The sequence below is a fragment of the Streptomyces sp. NBC_01476 genome (assembly GCF_036227265.1).
GTDB lineage: Bacteria > Actinomycetota > Actinomycetes > Streptomycetales > Streptomycetaceae > Actinacidiphila.
In genome coordinates this window covers 525,138-542,867 of record NZ_CP109446.1, presented here as the reverse complement: position 1 = coordinate 542,867, position 17,730 = coordinate 525,138, and the positions used below count along the sequence as shown (strand labels likewise).

Below are 17,730 nucleotides of genomic sequence, written 5' to 3'. Positions count from 1 at the left end.
CCCATTCGCGCGCTGTTCCGGTGCCGTTCCGAAGCACGGCATTCCTATCGTATGCACGCCGGGCGTGGCGGCGCAGTCCCAGCCGGGGGAGAGGTGCCTGGTCGCGGGGCTGAACCGGGGCATTTGCGGTGAGCGGACCCCGGCCCGGCCTTCCCGCGGTCCCCTGCCCATCCGGCTGCCGGCCGTGACACCGGCCCGGTCCGGCCGGAAACGCGTCCGCCGCCCGCAGGACCGGCCGTCTGCGCCCGCAGTCACGCTCTGTGTCCAATACGTCGGCACTCCGCAGTCGGCAGGACGCGCGCCCCCGGTCCGCTCCACCGTGGGACCGGCCGCTGAATCCCGGGTTGCGGATGCGCCCGGCCCGCCCGACCCCCGATGCTGTGGGGGAGCGGTGACCATGCCGCCCGGCGAGAGGACGTGGGGCACGTGACCGAAGAGCTGCAGGACCGGGTGGCCGTCGTGACGGGGGCCAGCAAGGGGATCGGACTTGCCGTGGCGCGGACCCTGGCCGGTGCCGGCGCCCGGGTGGTGGCCGCCTCCCGGGGTGGCTCCGCGGAGCTGGACGCGCTGGTGGAGAAGTACGGCGCCCGCTCGGTGCGGGCCGACCTCTCCGACCCGCGGGGCGTCGCGGCGCTCGCCGAGGCCGCGGGCGACCGGGTGGACATCCTGGTGAACAACGTCGGCTACGCGCCGGCCCGGCCGGGCGGCTTCCTGTCCATCACCGACGAGCAGTGGCGGACCAGCATCGACCGCAATCTGCTCGTCGCGGTCGCGGTGACCCGGGCGATCCTGCCGCTCATGCTGGACACCGGGCGCGGCTCGATCGTCAGCATCGGCTCGGTCAACGCGGTCTTCCCCGACCCCCTGGTCATCGACTACTCCGCGGGCAAGGCGGCACTGGTCAACTTCTCCAAGGCGCTCTCCAAGGAGTTCGGCGGGCGCGGGATCCGGGTCAACACCGTCAGCCCCGGCCCGGTCGAGACCGACCTGTGGCTCGGCGGCGAGGGCGTCGCGGCCACCGTCTCCGAAGCGACCGGCATGTCCCCGGCCGAGGTACGCGCCCAGGCGACCGGCGCCATCGTCAGCGGCCGGTTCTCCCGTCCCGACGAGGTGGCCGAACTCGTCCTGCTGCTGGCGAGCGACCGCGCCGCCAACGTCCTCGGCAGCGACTTCACGATCGACGGTGGTTTCGTCACCACCACATGAACCCCACGCCCCCCACCCGTAGTTGGTCCAGACCTATTGACGGGTGGTTGAGACCACTCCTACGCTCCGGTCGGCGGCTTCTACCAACGCGTGGCCCACGGGCCAACGACGGGAAGGGAGCAGAGCATGATCGGTCGGAGGTTACGGCTGCTCGGGGCCGGTTTGGCGATGGCCTTCCTCGCGCAGATCCCGGTCGCGGCGGCGGCCCACGCGGCCCACGCGGCGCCGAGCGCCGACACCTGCGCGGCGAAACCGAAACCGGCGGGCAAGGTCCTGCAGGGCTACTGGGAGAACTGGGACGGCGCCGCCAACGGTGTCCACCCGGGGCTCGGCTGGATTCCCATCACCGACAGCCGGATCGCCCAGCACGGCTACAACGTCATCAACGCGGCCTTCCCGGTCATCCGCTCCGACGGCACCGTGCTCTGGCAGGACGGGATGGACACCGGGGTGAAGGTCGCCACCCCCGCCGAGATGTGCCAGGCCAAAGCGGCCGGGGCGACCATCCTGATGTCCATCGGCGGCGCCGCGGCGGGCATCGACCTCAGCTCCAGCGCCGTCGCGGACCGCTTCGTGGCCACCGTCGTACCGATCCTGAAGACGTACAACTTCGACGGCATCGACATCGACATCGAGACCGGCCTGGTGGGCAGCGGCAGCATCTCCACCCTCTCCACCTCGCAGGCCAACCTGATCCGCATCATCGACGGCGTACTGGCCCAGATGCCGGCCGGCTTCGGCCTGACCATGGCGCCCGAGACGGCCTACGTCACCGGCGGCAGCATCACCTACGGCTCCATCTGGGGCGCCTACCTGCCGATCGTGAAGAAGTACGCGGACAACGGCCGGCTCTGGTGGCTCAACATGCAGTACTACAACGGCAGTATGTACGGCTGCTCCGGTGACTCCTACGAGGCCGGCACGGTGACCGGCTTCACCCGCCAGACGGACTGCCTCAACGCGGGGCTGGTCGTCCAGGGCACCACCGTCAAAGTCCCCTACGACAAGCAGGTGCCGGGGCTGCCGGCCCAACCGGGCGCCGGCGGCGGCTACATGCCGACCGGCCTGGTCTCCCAGGCATGGCGGACCTACAACAACGGCCTCAAGGGCCTGATGACCTGGTCACTGAACTGGGACGGTTCGAAGAACTGGACCTTCGGCGACAACGTCAAGGCACTGCAAGGACGTTGACCCGGTGTGATGCCCGCCGGACCCCACCGGCGGGCATCGCTCAGCGCAGGATGCCCGCCACCGTGGCCGCCTTCAGCCAGGACGGGAACTCGGTGAGCAAGCGGTCGTACAGCTCCTCGTCCGACAGCTGCTCGATGTCGTCCACCGCGAAGAAGCCGACGTTGTCGACGCGGCGGCCCGGCAGTGTGTCGAAGCGCTCCAGCACGCCGTAGTCGGCCCGGCCCATGCCGACGAACTGCCAGAACAGCGGCTCCTCGACCGCCTCGCGCAGCTCCCGCTCGATCTCGGCGTTCCGGTACACCCCGCCGTCGGAGAAGAAGAGCACGAAGGTCGGCTCGGGCCGCGGGTGCTCGCGGACGTAGTTCCGCACCTCCGCGATCACCTTCTGCTCCTCGTTCTGGATGCCGACCTGCCGCATGTCGACCTGTCCCGGCTTCATCCCGCGCGGCGGCTTCTTCCGCCCGAACACCGAGATCGCGCCCACCCGGACGTGCAGCTCGATCCACTCGGGCAGCTCGCCCATGGTGAGATCCGGCAGCCGGGCCGGGTTGCGGGCGAAGGTCCACGCCCGCAGGGTGCCGTCCTCGGCGAGCTGCGCGGCGACCGCGGCCATCCGCTCCACCACCCGGCCGACAGCCCCCTTCGCGTACAGCTGCGTCATCGAGCCGGAGGCGTCCAGCACCAGGATGATCCGTGCGGTGACCCCGGCCGCGCCGTGCTTCCGCAGGCTCACCGCGACCTGCTCCTTGCGCAGCGAGAGGCGCTTGCGCATGTCGATCGGCAGGTGCTCCTCGCCCTTGGTCAGCCGCGGGGCCGGCGAAGGAGCCGCCGGGGCTGCCGCCGCCGGGGCGGAAGCGGGCGGTGCGGCCGGTGGCGCGGGAGCGGGGGGCGCGGGCGGCATCGGCGGTACGGGCTGGACCGGCTTCACGTACTGCGCCGGTGCCGGCGCGGCCGGCGGCTGCGCAGGCTGAGGGGCCTGCTGCGGCTCCGCGTCCACCGTGATCCCGAAGTCGGTGGCGAGCCCGGCCAGGCCCGAGGCGTACCCCTGCCCGACCGCGCGGAACCGCCAGCCGCCCTGGCGCCGGTACAGCTCACCGCCCACCAGCGCGGTCTCACCGGCCGCGGTGATGTCGAAGGACGCCAGCTCGGTGCCCTGGGCCGCGTCCAGCAGCCGCAGGACGAGCCCGCGCATGCCGCCGAAGGAGCCTCCGTCGGCGGAGGCGCTGAGCACCACCCGGTCGACGGCCGGCTCCAGCCGGGCGAGGTCCACCTCCACCGCGTCCTCGACCACCGTGCCCCGGCTGGACTTCCCGGCGTGCCGTACCGCGCCCGAGGCGTGCACCGGCTGGTTGTAGAAGACGAAGTCCCCGTCGTCGCGCACCTTGCCGGCCGCCGTCAGCAGCAGCGCGGAGGCGTCCGCGTCCACCCCTGGGCTCTCCGCCCACGACAGCACCACTCGCACCGCGCCGGCCTCGACCGGCAGATTCGCACCCTTGCTCAGCGCCTTGGACGTCATTCCCCCAGTCTGCCGCCTTCCCCGGCGGGCCGACCCGGGGAAGGCACGGACGCGCCCCCGAGCAACCCGTCCAGCGCCGCGTGCGCGACGGCCGCGGCCCCGGCCTCGGTGAGCGGCTGGTGGCCGCTGAGCCGGCGGAAGACCAGCGGGCCGAAGAGCACGTCGATGGCGGTCTCGACATCGACCGTGGGATCGACCTCGCCGCGCCGCAGCGCCCTCGCCCACAGCGTGCGGATGGCCTCGCGGCGGCGGGCCAGGAAGAACCGGCGGAAGTACGGGGCCGCTTCGGGGTCGCCGACGCAGGCGGCCAGCAGCTGCGCGAAGACGGCTCCTGCGGGACTGGCGTAGAAGGCGCTGACCCGCACGATCTGCTCGGTGAAGTCGCCGCGGGCGGTCCCGGTGTCCGGCAGCGGCACCGCCTCGGCCATCTGTGTGCCGAACGCCTCGGCGGCCACCGCGGTCTTCGACGGCCAGTGCTTGTAGAGGGTCGCCTTGCTGACCCCGGAGCGGTCCGCGATGGCGTCCACGGTGACGGCCGGCAGGCCGCCCTCGGCCAGCAGTTCGCGGGTGGCGGCGATGGCCGCGTCGTGGGAGCGCATGCTGCGGGCGGACCTGGGGTGGGCGAGGATGCCGTCAGCCGCCCGCGCGCCTTCGTCGGTGAGTGCCACCGCTCAGGCCGCCGCGACGTCGTCGTGGTCGGTGGAGAGCGACAGGTCGCGCCACTGCTCGATGTCCGCGAGCAGGGAGCCGGTCTTGGTCTCGACGTTGGCCACGCAGTCGGAGCCGAGCAGCAGCCGCAGCGGGGGCCGCGGTGCCTCGGTGATCGTCACGATCGCGGCGGCGGCCTTGACCGGGTCGCCCGGCTGGCTGTGGTTGACCCGGGTCGCGGTCTCCCGCATCGCGCCGGCGGTGCCGGCGTAGTCGGCGATCTCGGTGCCGGCGGTGTGCAGGCTGGAGGCGTCGAGGAAGTCGGTGCGGAAGTAGCCGGGCTCGACGAGGGTGACATGGACGCCCAGCGGGTCCAGTTCCCTGCTCAGCGCCTCGGTGAAGCCCTCCACGGCGAACTTGGTGGAGTTGTAGATGCCCCAGCCGGGAGAGCCGACCAGACCGCCGACGGAACTGATGTTGACGACATGGCCGGAGCGCTGGGCGCGCAGTACCGGCAGCACCGCCCGCTGGACGTTGAGCGTGCCGAAGACGTTCACGTCGTACACCGCCCGGACCGCCTCGTCGGACGCCTCCTCCACGGCGCCGAGCAGGCCGCGTCCCGCGTTGTTGACCACGACGTCGATCCGCCCGAAGGTGTCCACGGCCGTGCCGACCGCGCGCTGGGCGGCGGCCGGGTCGGTCACGTCGAGGTCCAGGGCGAGCAGCCGGTCGCCCGCGTCGGGCAGCAGCTCCTTGATCCGGGCGGAGTCACGGGCGGTGGCGACCACGTGGTGGCCGCGGGCGAGTGCCGCGCGGACCAGTTCGACGCCGAAACCACGGGCGGCCCCGGTGATGAACCAGGTCTTCACGTGCTCGTTCATGGCGGTCGTTCCCTTCGCTGACCGTACGTTTTTCCCTCCCAACCAAACTAAACGACCAGTTCGGAAAGCGCCAGGGGAGTCCTGCGCTGCGGGCGAGAGGCAAGCGTTCTTGCGTCCTGTGTGTCAATTATTTCGCCTGACGCGCGGAGTATTGCGCTCCGGTAACCCCGTCATTACGATCCCCCGCGCCAGGCTTTCACGCCGCAGCCAACCCCACGGGCCCTCGCGGCGACGGGAGTTGACAGCCGATCGGAGGAGAGTCCAGATGGGTGTCTCACGCCGGGTCTTCCTGCAAGCCGCCGTCGCGGTCGGAGCCGCTGGCGCGGTCGGGGCCACGCAGACCGCGACGGCCGGCGCCGCGGCGGCCGCGAGCCCGCCGGGGGATGTGGTCGGCAAGGTGACCGTGGGCTACCAGGGCTGGTTCGCCTGCATCGGCGACGGCGCCCCGATCAACGGCTGGTGGCACTGGACCCAGAACTGGGGGCAGTCGCCCTCACCGTCCAACACCGGCATCAAGTGCTGGCCCGACATGCGGGACTACACCCACGGCTACCAGACCGCTTACGCCAACCTTGGCAACGGCCGGCCCGCCACCCTCTTTTCCTCCTACGACCAGCAGACCGTGGACACCCACTTCCAGTGGCTGCAGCAGTACGGCATCGACACCGCGGCCCTGCAGCGCTTCAACCCCACCGGCGGCGAAGGTCCGACGCGGGACGCGATGGCCACCAAGGTGCGCAGCGCGGCCGAGTCGCACGGGCGGAAGTTCTACATCATGTACGACGTCTCCGGCTGGACGACCATGCAGTCCGAGATCAAGACGGACTGGACCAGCAAGATGTCCGCGCACACCGCGTCCCCCGCCTACGCCCGGCAGAACGGCAAGCCCGTCGTCTGCATCTGGGGCTTCGGCTTCAACGACAACAACCACCCCTTCTCCACCGACGCCTGCCTGGACGTCATCAACTGGTTCAAGTCGCAGGGCTGTTACGTCATCGGCGGGGTGCCGCGCGAGTGGCGGACCGGCGGCGCGGGCACCCGCACCGGCTACTCCGACGTCTACCACGCCTTCAACATGATCTCGCCGTGGATGGTCGGCGCCATCGGCAACTCCGGCGACTCCGACAACGCGTACGCCACCTACACCGTCGGTGACCAGGCGGACTGCGACGCGCACGGCATCGACTACCAGCCGTGCGTGCTCCCCGGCGATGTCTCGGGCCGCCAGCGGGCCCACGGCGACTTCATGTGGCGGCAGTTCTACAACATGGTGCGGGCCGGGGTGCAGGGCATCTACATCTCGATGTTCGACGAGTTCAACGAGGGCAACCAGATCGCCAAGACCGCCGAGTCCCAGGCGTGGACCCCCACCAATTCCGGTTTCCTGGCGCTCGACGAGGACGGTACGGCCTGCTCGTCGGACTACTACCTGCGGCTGACCGGCGACGGCGGCCGGATGCTCAAGGGACAGCTCGCGCTCACCGCCACCCGCCCCACCCAGCCGATGGTCTCCGGCGGCGGCGACACCAGCGCACCGAGCGCGCCGGGCAATCTGCATGTCACCGGGCACACCAGCGCCTCCATCGCCCTCGCCTGGAACGCCTCGACGGACAACGTGGGGGTGACCGGCTACCGCGTCCGGCGGATCACCGGCGGCACCGCGACCGTCGTCGGCACCGTCACCGGCGGCGCGACCGCGTACACCGACAGCGGCCTGAGCCCGTCCACCGCCTACACCTACGACGTACAGGCACTCGACGCGGCCGGAAATGTCTCCGGGCCGTCCGGGCAGGTGAGCGCCACCACCGACGCGGGCAGCTCCCCGAACACCAACCTGGCGCTGCACCGCCCGACCTCCGAGAGCAGCCACACCCAGGTCTACGGCTCCGGCAACGCCACCGACGGCGACCCGAACAGCTACTGGGAGTCCGCCAACAACGCCTTCCCGCAGTGGCTCCAGGTCGACCTCGGCTCGGCGCTCGGCGTACGCCGGATCGTGCTCACTCTGCCGCCCGCCACCGCCTGGGCGACCCGCACGCAGACCGTCTCGGTGCAGGCGGGCGCCGACGGCGGCAACCCGCCGCAGGTCCTCGGCGCCACCGGCTGCACCTTCGACCCGGCGTCGGGGAACACCGCGACACTGACCCTGCCGGCCACGGTCACCGCGCGCTATGTGCGGCTCACCTTCACCGGCAACACCGGCTGGCCCGCAGGACAGCTCTCCGAGATCCAGGTCTACGGCGCCTGACCCCCCGTTCGCCGCCTCATGGACCCCCGGCGCGCGTGCGGTCCATGAGGCGGCTCGCTGTCCTCCGGTGTGCCGTCCGCGGGACCTTGCCGCTGTCCCCGGACGCCCAACTGGTCAACGCGCCCGGGGAACGCACGTCATCGCGCTCGCGGGCCGCCTGCGGGTACGTTCGCGGGCGACCGCTGACGATTCCCGTCGGGCGCGCCCGCCCCGGCGGAGGAAGGACCCACCGATGGCGCACCCTCCCGCACTGGCCCGCGCGCTGGACCTGAGCCCGCACCCCGAGGGCGGCTGGTACCGCAGGATCTACGCCTCCGGGGTCGAACTGCCGCACCCCTCCGGCAGCGGCACCCGCTCCTCCGCGACCCTCATCCACTACCTGCTGGCCCCCGGCGAACGCTCGCAGTGGCACAGCGTGGCCTCCGACGAGATCTGGCTCTGGCACCAAGGCGGCCCGCTCCGCCTGCAGACCAGCGCACCGGGCCCGGCGCCCAGCTCGCTCACCGACCACCTCCTCGGCCCGGACCTCGACCGCGGTGAGCAGTTCCACGTCACGATCCCGGCCGGGCACTGGCAGCGGGCCGAACCGGCCGCCGACCACGAGGTGCTGGTCAGCTGCATGGTCAGCCCCGGCTTCGACTTCGCGGACTTCACCCTGCTGCAGTCCCCGTAGCCGCCGGCGCCCGATGGTCAGTGGCGTCCGGCGGCCAGTGAGCCCCGCCCCTCGCGCCCGGGCACGGCGGGCCTGTGAGGGGGCCCGGTCCTCAGCTGCGGGCGAAAGCCAGCAGGTCGGCGTTGAACTGGTCACGGAACGGCGCGATCTGCGACAAGCCGTGCGGAGCACCCGGGTAGACCTTGTACGTGACGTCCTTGACCAGCTTGGAGGACTTGTCGCCGGCCGCGACGATGGGGACGATCTGGTCGTCGTCGCCGTGGATGATCAGCGTGGGGATGTCGAAGCGCCCGAGGTCCTCGGTGAGGTCGGTCTCGGAGAACGCCTTGACGCAGTCGTAGGCGCCCTTGATGCCCACCGACATCGACCAGAGCCAGAAGGCGTCCCGGGTGCCCTGGGAGACGTTCGCCCCGTCGCGGTTGGCGCCGTAGAACATCGCGCTGAGGTCCTCGTAGAACTGCGAGCGGTCGTTGGCGACGCCCGCCCGGATCTCGTCGAAGACCTGCAGCGGCAGCCCTTCGGGGTTGGCGTCGGTCTTGAGCATCAGCGGCGGGATCGCGCCCAGCAGCACGGCCTTCGCGACCCGGTCGGTGCCGTGCAGGCCGATGTAGCGGGTCACCTCGCCGCCCCCGGTGGAGTGGCCCACCAGGATGATGTCGCGCAGGTCGAGGGTTTCGATCAGGGCTGCCAGGTCGTCGGCGTACGTGTTGAGGTCGTTGCCGTCCCACGGCTGCCCCGAGCGTCCGCCGCCGCGGCGGTCGTGGAAGACCGCCCGGAAGCCGTTGTCGGCCATCAACTGCGCCTGGGCGTCCCAGACGTCGGCGGTCAGCGGCCAGCCGTGACTGAAGACGACGGGCTGTCCTGAGCCCCAGTCCTTGTAGAAGATCTGGGTGCCGTCCTTGGCGGTGATGAAGGGCATGGCGTGGTTCCTTTCGATCGGATCGACCGGCGATGCCACGGGTGCCGGCGCTCGCTGCGCGGCGGCGGTACGGGAAGCCGGGTCCACGTTCACTTGTGCGAACGGCCGCGTGGGCGCCCTGCCCGGGCCGCGGACGCGCCGGCGCGCGGCGCTCATGGCCATATCGGCACAGGCCGTGGCGAAAGCCCCGAATGGGTCAATCACCTCAGACCACGCTACCCGCAAAGCCCCGTATCGGCGCGCCGCGGCAGCGGGCCCTGATACGACGCCGGTCGTACCCCCGTTCACTCTGAGGTCGCACCCGCCGGCAAGCGGAATCCGCCCGTGGGGTGTCGCCGCGGCGGGGGGCCGGGCCGCACGATGAGGGCATACCGCCCCGCCGGCCCACCCACCCGCAAGGACCACCGATGATCGAAGCCCACGCCCTGACCAAACGCTATGGCGAGCGCACCGCGGTCGCCGATCTCAGCTTCACCGTACGGCCGGGCGCGGTGACCGGCTTCCTCGGTCCGAACGGCGCCGGGAAGTCCACCACGATGCGGATGATCCTCGGCCTGGACGCGCCGACCTCGGGCGGTGTCACGGTGAACGGCAAGCGGTACGCCGACCACCCGGCGCCGCTGCGCGAGGTCGGCGCGATGCTGGAGGCCCGCGCCATCCACACCGGCCGGAGCGCCTTCAACCACCTGCTCGCGCTCGCCACCACCACCGGCATCCCGCGCCGCCGGGTGGAGGAGGTGATCGACATCGTGGGCCTGCGCGACGTGGCCCGCAAAAGGGTCGGCGGCTTCTCGCTGGGCATGGGCCAGCGGCTCGGCATCGCCAGCGCCCTGCTCGGCGACCCGGCCACCCTCGTCCTCGACGAACCGGTCAACGGCCTCGACCCCGAGGGCATCCTCTGGATCCGGAATCTGCTCAAGGACCTCGCCGCCGAGGGCCGCACCGTCCTGCTCTCCTCCCACCTGATGTCCGAGATGGCGCTCACCGCGGAGAACCTGATCGTCATCGGCCGCGGCAGGCTGATCGCGGACACCTCCGTCGCCGAGTTCGTACGGGACGCGGCCGGCAACTCGGTGCGGGTGCGTACCGATGACGCGGACAGCCTGATGCGGCTGCTGGCGGGCCCGGACGTGACGGTCGCCTCGACCGGTGGCGGCGTCCTGGAGGTGACCGGTCTCACCAGCGACCGGATCGGTCGGATCGCCGCCGACAACGCCATCGCACTGGCCGAACTCACCCCGCAGCAGGCCTCGCTGGAGGAGGCGTTCATGGAACTCACCCGCGACTCCGTCGAGTTCCAGACGCCCGCGCGCGAGCCGGAAGGACAGCCCGTATGACCACCACGACCCCCGCCACGGCTCCCACCGCGGCCCCCGCCCGGCCGGCGGCCCCGCGCGCCCGGGTCACCCAGGCCCGCGTGCTGCACTCCGAGTGGATCAAACTGCGCACCCTGCGGTCCACCTTTTACACCCTGATCGCCGCCGTGGTGGCGCTGATCGGCTTCGGCGCGCTCTTCTGCGCGGTGACCGCCAACCGCTGGCCGCACATGTCCGTCCACGAGCGGGCCGACTTCAACCCGGCACTCACCAGCCTGCGCGGTTTCTTCCTCGCGCAGCTCGCGGTCGGAGTGCTCGGCGTACTGGTGATCACCGGGGAGTACGCGACCGGCATGATCCGCGCCACGCTGTCCGCCGTACCGCGCCGGCTGCCGGTGCTCTGGGCGAAAGCGGCGCTGTACTCGGCCGTCACCTGGGTGCTGATGACGGCCGGCGCCCTGGTGGCCTTCCTGATCGGGCAGGCCCTGCTCTCCTCCCAGCACATCGACACCTCGCTGAGCGCCCCCGGTGTCACCCGGACAGTGCTCGGCGTGGGGTTCTATCTGACCGTCGTGGCGCTGCTCGGCGTCGCGATCGGCGCCCTCGTCCGCAACACCGCGGGCGGTATCGCCACCGTCTTCGGCCTGCTGCTGGTCCTCCCGGTGCTGGCCGAGGCGCTGCCCGCCTCCTGGGGCGACCGCATCAGCCCGTACCTGCCGGGCAACGCCGGGCAGGCGGTGATCGCCCTGCACCGCGAGGCGCACACGCTGGCCCCGTGGACCGGTTTCGGGGTCTTCTGCCTGTACGCGCTGGCCGCTCTGGCCGGCGCGGCGGTGCTGCTCAAGCGGCGCGACGCCTGAGCCGCCCAGCGGCGATTGGCCCCGGCCGTGGTTCGCCGCGGCCGGGGCCACGGTCAGTGCGGCGCGGTTCCCGGGCCGGTGCCGGCCAGCAGCCGGCGCAGCAACTCCTCGTCGTCGTGGGAGAGCTGCGACACGAACCGGGCCAGTACGGTGTGCCGGTCCCGGCCCCGGCCGGCCAGTTCGGTGTGCATCCGCCCGGCCGCCAGACCCGCGGCGTCCTTGATGGGTGTGTACGCGTAGGCCCGCCCGGTCCTGGCGCGGGCCACCGTACCCTTCCGGTGCAGCCGGGACAGGACCGTGGCGACCGTGTTGCGGGCGAGCGTGCCGCCGAGCGCGTCTCGCACCGCGGCAGGGGTCAGCGGCGCACCCGCCGCCCAGAGGGCCGCCAGCACCGCGGCCTCCAGTTCCCCGGAGCGGCGGCGCGGGGTGCCCGGCTGGGGCATATCGGCGTTCTCCTGATCCATCGCTCCGGTCGCACAGAGGTCTACGTCACTGTAGACGAGCACGTTCCGGCCCGGACGGCGGACTCCGGCAGGCGAGGGCCGGGGCAGCCGGGGGGCCGGTCCCGCATGCCGCCAGGGGCGGTCACTCGGGGACGTCGTACTTCTCGGACCACCGGTTCTCCAGGCGCGGTACGAGCCGGGTGAGGACGAACTCCTTGAAGTGGGGTGTCCGCAGGTGCGCTTCGGCCGCGTCCCGCGACACATACCGTTCGAGGATGACGAGTTCGCGGTCGTCGTCCAGTTGACGGAAGACCGCGAAGGAGACGTTCCCGGGTTCTGCGCGGGTGGCCGCCGCCAGCTTCGGGTAGACGGCGAGGACTTCGTCCACATCCTGGTCGGCGGCGATGGTGTGGTGGGCGATGACCAGGAACTCGGGCACGGTGCTTCTCCCTCAGGGGCCGGTGTGTACTCCGCCCGGTCCTCCGGGTGGGCGCGAAGGTGATGGTCGGGGCGGAAAGCCGCAAATCTAGCAGCGCCCCGGCCGGGACCGGCGGACGCCGGCCGCTGGTCGCCGGCCGCAGGTCGCACCGGCCGGACATCCGCGGTCCGTCCGCAGGCCGCCAGGAAACGCCGCCACCGGAGCGCGGCCCTCCCCGCGGCCACCGGCCGCGAGGAGGGCGCGTCACGACCGCCCGGCCGGGAGCGGGGGTCAGCCCCCCTTCACCGGCGCCATCTTCTGGACGACTGCCGGGTTCTTCTCGATCCAGTCCCGCACGCCCTTGGCGGTTCCGCCCTGGCCGGCGCGCTGGATCGACGCCTCCAGTGAGCCGAGTTGTGCCTCGGTCAGGTGGAACCTCCGCATCCACGCGCTGACCTGGGAGAGCTTCGCGCCGCTCTGCTTGTTGGCGAGATCGTGGATCGCGTCGCCGGGACCCCACAGCCCCTTGGAGTCGCCCAGCTTGGTGAGGTGGTAAGTGCTGTACGCCCAGTGCGGGGACCAGAGCACCACGGCGACCGGCTTGTGCCGAGCGTAGTCGCGTTCGAGTTCGGCGAGCATGCTCGCGGTGGAGCTGCTGACCAGCTGGTACTCCTTGTCCAGCCCGTAGCCGGGCAGCACCTTGGACGCCAGCAGTTTCATCTCGCCGGCGCCCGGCTCGATGCCGATGATCTTGCCGCCGAACTCCTTGCTCCTGCCCTTGAGATCCGCCATCGTCCTGACGCCCTTGACGTAGGACGGCACCGCGACCTCCAGCGATGTGCGGTCGTACCACGTGCCCAGGTCGGTGTAGTCCTTCCCGTACTGCTGGAGGTACGAGGCATGTGTCGTGGGCAGCCAGGCGTCCGTCAGATAGTCCAGCGATCCGCTCGCCAGGCCGGTGAAGGCGGCGCCGGGGTCGTACGTGCTCACCTGCGCCTTGTAGCCGCGGTCGGTGAGCACCTGCTGCCACAGGTTGGCGGAGGCGATGGACTCGTCCCAGTTGAAGGAGCCGATCCGCACCGACTGTCCCTTCCCGGTGTTCTGCCCTGCTGTCACCGGGCCGCCCGGGGAGCCGCTGCCACCGAAGACGCCCGCACCGCCGGCAACCAGCGCCAGCGCGACCACGCAGGACAGGCCCACGGCCGGCCGCGGCCGGTAGCGCAGCACACCGAAGCCGTGCACCGAGCCGCGCAGCCCGGCCAGGGCCCGGCGCCCCAGCGGTGAGACCTGGTCGCCGAGCGCGCCGGTGATCCGGTCCAGGTAGATGGCCAGGATCACCACCGCGACGCCGCCCTCGAAGCCGAGGCCGATGTTCACCTGGCTGATCGCGCCGAAGACCGTGGAGCCGAGGCCCTGGGCGCCGACCATGCCGCCGATGACGACCATCGACAGTGCCAGCATGATGACCTGGTTGACGCCCGCCATGATCGTCGGCAGCGCCAGCGGCAACTGGACGCGCAGCAGGGTCCGGCCGGGCGGGGTGCCGAAGGCTTCGGCCGCCTCGACCAGTTCCCCGTCGACCTGCCGGATGCCCAGCTCGGTCATCCGGACGCCCACCGGCATCGCGAAGACGATGGTGGCGATGACCGCGGGCACGGTGCCCAGGCTGAAGAAGATGATCGCCGGGATCAGATAGACGAAGGCGGGGAGGGTCTGCATCACGTCCAGCACCGGCCGCACCACCGCACCGGCCGTGCGGCTGCGGGCCGCCCACACGCCGAGCGGCACCGCGAGCACGAGGGCCACCACGGCGGAGACGACGACCAGCGACAGCGACTGCATCGCCTGGTCCCACTGCGCGACCGAGTCGATCAGCGCGAAGCCGGCGAAGGAGAGCACCCCGGCCGTCACACCGCGCATCCAGAAGGCGATCACCGCGAGGATGCCCGCCATCAGCAGCGGCGAGGGCCCGCCGAGCACCCACTCCACGCCGTCGTACATATGGTTGACGACGGCGCTGATGAGGTCGAAGAGCCACGCGGCGTGATGGGTGAGCCAGTTGACGACGTCCTCGGCCCGGTCGCCGAGACGGATCCTAGGCACGGTCGGCCTCCTTCCCGGTGCCGGCCGGGGCCGGGCCGGCGGCTCCGACGGCGCTGGGCGGGGCCGCGGCGGCATGGCTCAGGCCGACCACGGTCTCCGGCTCGTCGCCGAGCGCCGCGAGCAGGGTGACCCGCGGTATGACACCGGTGAGCCGGCCGCTGCCGTCCACCACGGCGAGCGGCAGCTTCGACTGGGAGGCGGGGGTGAGCAGTTCGGCCAGCGGAGTGTCGCCGTGCGTGGTGACGCAGTCGGTGTCCATCAGGTCCCGCACCGGGCCGTCGCCGCCGCGCAGCGCCTCGGCCACCTTCTCCTCGGTGACGGTGCCGACCAGCGTGCGGCCGGGCGTGACGACGAAGGCGGCGGACGCCTGCTCGGTCCGCAGGGCGCGCAGCGCGGCGCGCGGCCCGTCGCCCGGGTCCACCGTCGCCCGCGGCTGCTGCATGATCGAGGCCGCGGTGAGCACCCGGGACCGGTCGACGCCCCGCACGAAGCCGGCCACGTAGTCGTTGGCCGGGTCGACCAGGATGTCCTCGGCGCTGCCGGTCTGGACGACACGCCCGTCGCGCATGACGGCGATCCGGTCGCCGAGCCGCATGGCCTCGTTGAGGTCGTGGGTGATGAAGACGATGGTCTTGCGCAGCCTCTGCTGGAGGTCCAGCAGCTGATCCTGCATGTCACGGCGGATCAGCGGGTCGAGTGCCGAGAAGGACTCGTCCATCAGCAGCAGGTCGGCGTCGGTGGCCAATGCGCGGGCCAGGCCGACGCGCTGCTGCATCCCGCCGGAGAGTTCATCGGGCCAGGACTCCTCCCACCCCGACAGACCGACCAGCGCCAGCGCTTCGGCCGCCTTCTGCTCGCGCTCCCGGCGCGGGCGGCCCTGCACCTCCAGGCCGTAGCCGGCGTTCTCCAGCACGGTGCGGTGCGGGAAGAGCGCGAAGTGCTGGAAGACCATGCTGATCCGGTGGGAGCGCAGCTCGCGCAGGGCCTTCGGGGACAGGGCCGACAGGTCCTGTCCGTCGAACAGCACCCGGCCGGAGGTGGGCTCCGACAGGCCGTTCAGCATCCGCAGCAACGTGGACTTGCCCGAGCCGGACAAGCCCATGACCACGAAGATCTCGCCCTGCCCGACCTCGAACGAGGCGTCGATGACGGCTGCCGTGGTGCCTTCCGCACGCAACTGGCTCCGGTCGGCGCCCTCCTGGACACGGCGGACGCCCTCTTCCGGCCTTCGTCCGAAGACCTTGAACACATGCTCGGCGACGAGCTTCGACACAACTGCCTTTCGGGGCCGGTGACAGGACCGAACCGGCAGCCGGGGCGGATGGACGGGCGCGACACGGCGCGCATCCGGTACAAACCCGCAGTAACCGGTTCAGTTCCGAACCTAACGGCCCGCCGGTCCCGGTTCCCAGCGCGCGGTCCGGCGGCGGAGCGGCCCCTCGAACGGCTCCGGCCGACCCCGTACCCCGGCCCCCGGGCTGGGAAAACCAGGCAGGGTCGGAGAAGTGAGCCAGGTCACGCCGCCGGGGTACCCGATGCGGTGGATGCCCGCTTTGCACGGCCTTTGCGACCGTCGCCGTGTGTGGTGGTCCGGGTGCGCTCGGCGGCCGGCGTCCCTGGAGGTGGGGGCGGGTCCTTTGTTTGGAAGGCGGCGCGAGCGGGCGGGAATTTGTCCGATAGGTTCCGCTTTGCCATCGCGCCATCGTTGCCCAGCCGTTATCCACGGGAGACGCTTCCGTAGCCGGCCCCGCCGGCGGTCAGCCGGCCGCCGTCCGGCGGGCCCAGTGGTCCCGGGCCTTGCGGGTCTCGGCGAGGGCCGCCTCGGGCGCCGGCGGAGCGCCCGGGGGAGGGGGCGCCGCCAGCATGGTCTCCAGCAGCCGCACCGCGCCGGCCGGGTCGCCGCTGAGGGCGACCGCGGTGGCATGGGCGCGGGCGTAGTCGAGGGTGTCCGGGTCTGTGGGGCCGCAGGAGGCGGTGGCGTCCGCGGTGATGGCGGCGAAGAGCCGCACCGCCTGGAGCGCGCGGTCGGGCCGGCCGAAAGGGGCGTCGTCGTCGGGGCGGCTGAGCTGGAGCACCCGGTCGGCGAAGTGGGCCCGGGAGCGCAGACCGGCCCGTGTGGTGCCCCGGCCGAACGCCGGATTGCGGGCGAGGGCCAGATCGGCGCTGCCGTCCACCGCACGCTGGCGGGGCGCGGGATAGCGGTGGTCCAGGGGCGCGTCGGCGCGGACCGCGGTACTGGGGAGCATGACCGCCAACTGGCGGTGGACGGTGCCGAGGTCGAGCAGCTCACCCCCGTCCGGGACGCCTTCGCCGAGCAGCCGCAGGAGTTCCCTGGTGAAGCCGGTGACGCGTTCGCCCGGCTCGTAGCGGGCCTTGTGCCGGGCGTCGGTCGCGGTGAGGAGATGAACTCCCCTGGTGGCGGCCGTATCCAGCGCCAGCCCGGAGTAACAGCAGTCCAGCACCGCCACTTTGTGACGGGCGGTGGAAGCGCCCAGCAGCCGCAGCACGTCGTCGGCGGGCAGTCCGGTGCGCGCGGCCTCGCTCTCCCGGTCCACCGAACGGGTCAGCGCCAGGCAGAGCCGCCCTCCCTCGCCGATCAGGCCGTGCCCGCTGAAGGAGAAGAGCAGCAGGTCCGTGCCCGGGGCCGTGCAGGCGGCGGTGACGGCGTCCAGCACCTCGTCACGCGACCGCGGGTCGAAGACGCAGCGCACCCCGCTGGGGTGCAGCGCGCCGGCCGGACCGGTGAGCGCGGCGGCCACCTCCCGGACGGAGCCTGTCGCCTGCGGCATGGGCGTGAGGTCGCTGGGGGAGACGTGTGTCGCGGTGCCCACCAGGACCGCCCGGCTCGCCATCCGGTCCGGGAGCCGCACCGCCCAGTGCGTCACGGGTTCGCGGAACCCTGCTGGGCGCCGCCGTCGAGGAAGGAGCGGACCACCGGCTCCAGCGCGGCGGCCTCGGCGGCGCTGGCCGCGGACAGCTTCACGCGGGCGCCGTCCGGGCGCTGGAGGTCGAAGGTCACCCGCTGGTTCTTCACCCGCTGACCGAGCCAGACGAAGAAGGCGGTGGTGACAGCGCTGACCACCGGGGCGGCCACGGTGGCGATCTCGACGGCTTCGGCCGCACCGCCTTGTTCCCCGGTGCGCGCCGCGACCAGCCGCAACCGTGCGAGACCGCGCAACTCTCCGGTCTCGTCGATCCAGTGCGCCAGCCCGCGGCTCAGCGCGTCCGCCTCGGCGGGCGGGCCGGGAAAGGCGAAGGCGAGCTTCCCGGGCGCGGGGCCCGCGGCCGGCATCGTTTCTTCCGTCATG

The 17,730-nt window shown here is 72.1% G+C and carries 16 protein-coding genes; 6 read left to right on the top strand and 10 right to left on the bottom strand.

The genetic code is table 11. The annotated features are described in order from the left end of the window. The first annotated feature begins 426 nt into the window (after positions 1-426). Both OG552_RS02375 and OG552_RS02370 read left to right on the top strand, forming a co-directional pair. Positions 427-1,206, top strand: a complete 780-nt coding sequence (locus tag OG552_RS02375) for an SDR family oxidoreductase (RefSeq protein WP_329129141.1) — start codon at positions 427-429, stop codon at positions 1,204-1,206. Positions 1,207-1,332: 126 nt separating this feature from the next. After that, positions 1,333-2,397, top strand: a complete 1,065-nt coding sequence (locus OG552_RS02370) for a chitinase (protein WP_329129140.1) — start codon at positions 1,333-1,335, stop codon at positions 2,395-2,397. A 40-nt stretch (positions 2,398-2,437) separates the two neighbouring features. Here OG552_RS02370 and OG552_RS02365 read toward each other — a convergent pair whose 3' ends face one another. From OG552_RS02365 to OG552_RS02355, 3 genes are read right to left on the bottom strand one after another with little or no spacing between them, the layout of a single operon-like run. Next, positions 2,438-3,913 carry a VWA domain-containing protein gene (locus OG552_RS02365; RefSeq protein WP_329129139.1) on the bottom strand — a complete coding sequence of 492 codons (1,476 nt, stop codon included), beginning with the start codon at positions 3,911-3,913 and terminating at the stop codon, positions 2,438-2,440. Further along, a complete protein-coding gene (locus OG552_RS02360; RefSeq protein WP_329129137.1) occupies positions 3,910-4,581 on the bottom strand; it encodes a TetR/AcrR family transcriptional regulator in 672 nt (223 codons plus the stop codon). The genes OG552_RS02365 and OG552_RS02360 overlap by 4 nt, the downstream gene beginning before the upstream one ends. 3 nt (positions 4,582-4,584) lie before the next feature. Further along, positions 4,585-5,430 carry an oxidoreductase gene (locus OG552_RS02355; RefSeq protein ID WP_329140502.1) on the bottom strand — a complete coding sequence of 282 codons (846 nt, stop codon included), beginning with the start codon at positions 5,428-5,430 and terminating at the stop codon, positions 4,585-4,587. Between the two features lie 277 nt (positions 5,431-5,707). On the opposite strand from OG552_RS02355, the gene OG552_RS02350 reads away from it, so the two are divergent. Both OG552_RS02350 and OG552_RS02345 read left to right on the top strand, forming a co-directional pair. Continuing rightward, positions 5,708-7,690: a galactose-binding domain-containing protein gene (locus OG552_RS02350; RefSeq protein ID WP_329129135.1), complete on the top strand. Its 1,983-nt coding sequence runs from the start codon at positions 5,708-5,710 to the stop codon at positions 7,688-7,690. Positions 7,691-7,922: 232 nt separating this feature from the next. After that, positions 7,923-8,363 carry a cupin domain-containing protein gene (locus OG552_RS02345; protein WP_329129134.1) on the top strand — a complete coding sequence of 147 codons (441 nt, stop codon included), beginning with the start codon at positions 7,923-7,925 and terminating at the stop codon, positions 8,361-8,363. Between the two features lie 91 nt (positions 8,364-8,454). Here the strand turns inward: OG552_RS02345 and OG552_RS02340 are convergent, their stop codons facing one another. Then, entirely contained in the window at positions 8,455-9,282 is an 828-nt protein-coding gene (locus OG552_RS02340) for an alpha/beta fold hydrolase (RefSeq protein WP_329129132.1), read from the bottom strand. A gap of 407 nt (positions 9,283-9,689) precedes the next feature. Here OG552_RS02340 and OG552_RS02335 point away from each other — a divergent pair, with 407 nt between their 5' ends. Beyond that, positions 9,690-10,619, top strand: coding sequence for an ABC transporter ATP-binding protein (locus OG552_RS02335; RefSeq protein WP_329129130.1), 930 nt, complete (start codon positions 9,690-9,692; stop codon positions 10,617-10,619). Further along, entirely contained in the window at positions 10,616-11,458 is an 843-nt protein-coding gene (locus OG552_RS02330; RefSeq protein WP_329129129.1) for an ABC transporter permease, read from the top strand. The genes OG552_RS02335 and OG552_RS02330 overlap by 4 nt, the downstream gene beginning before the upstream one ends. Before the next feature lie 53 nt (positions 11,459-11,511). Here the strand turns inward: OG552_RS02330 and OG552_RS02325 are convergent, their stop codons facing one another. From OG552_RS02325 to OG552_RS02300, 6 genes are all read right to left on the bottom strand, one after another. Beyond that, positions 11,512-11,922: a BlaI/MecI/CopY family transcriptional regulator gene (locus OG552_RS02325; protein WP_329129127.1), complete on the bottom strand. Its 411-nt coding sequence runs from the start codon at positions 11,920-11,922 to the stop codon at positions 11,512-11,514. 121 nt (positions 11,923-12,043) lie between these two features. Further along, positions 12,044-12,340, bottom strand: coding sequence for a putative quinol monooxygenase (locus OG552_RS02320; protein ID WP_329129125.1), 297 nt, complete (start codon positions 12,338-12,340; stop codon positions 12,044-12,046). A gap of 270 nt (positions 12,341-12,610) precedes the next feature. Next, entirely contained in the window at positions 12,611-14,422 is a 1,812-nt protein-coding gene (locus tag OG552_RS02315) for an ABC transporter permease/substrate binding protein (RefSeq protein ID WP_329129123.1), read from the bottom strand. Then, the gene (locus tag OG552_RS02310; protein WP_329129120.1) at positions 14,415-15,695 is read right to left on the bottom strand and encodes a quaternary amine ABC transporter ATP-binding protein; all 1,281 of its coding nucleotides are present in this window, start codon (positions 15,693-15,695) and stop codon (positions 14,415-14,417) included. Before OG552_RS02310 ends, OG552_RS02315 begins: the two co-directional genes overlap by 8 nt. Before the next feature lie 484 nt (positions 15,696-16,179). Then, positions 16,180-17,307 carry a caspase, EACC1-associated type gene (locus OG552_RS02305; protein ID WP_329129118.1) on the bottom strand — a complete coding sequence of 376 codons (1,128 nt, stop codon included), beginning with the start codon at positions 17,305-17,307 and terminating at the stop codon, positions 16,180-16,182. Beyond that, on the bottom strand, positions 17,304-17,729 hold the full coding sequence (locus OG552_RS02300) for an effector-associated constant component EACC1 (RefSeq protein WP_329129115.1): 426 nt from the start codon (positions 17,727-17,729) through the stop codon (positions 17,304-17,306). Before OG552_RS02300 ends, OG552_RS02305 begins: the two co-directional genes overlap by 4 nt. Position 17,730 lies beyond the last annotated feature (1 nt).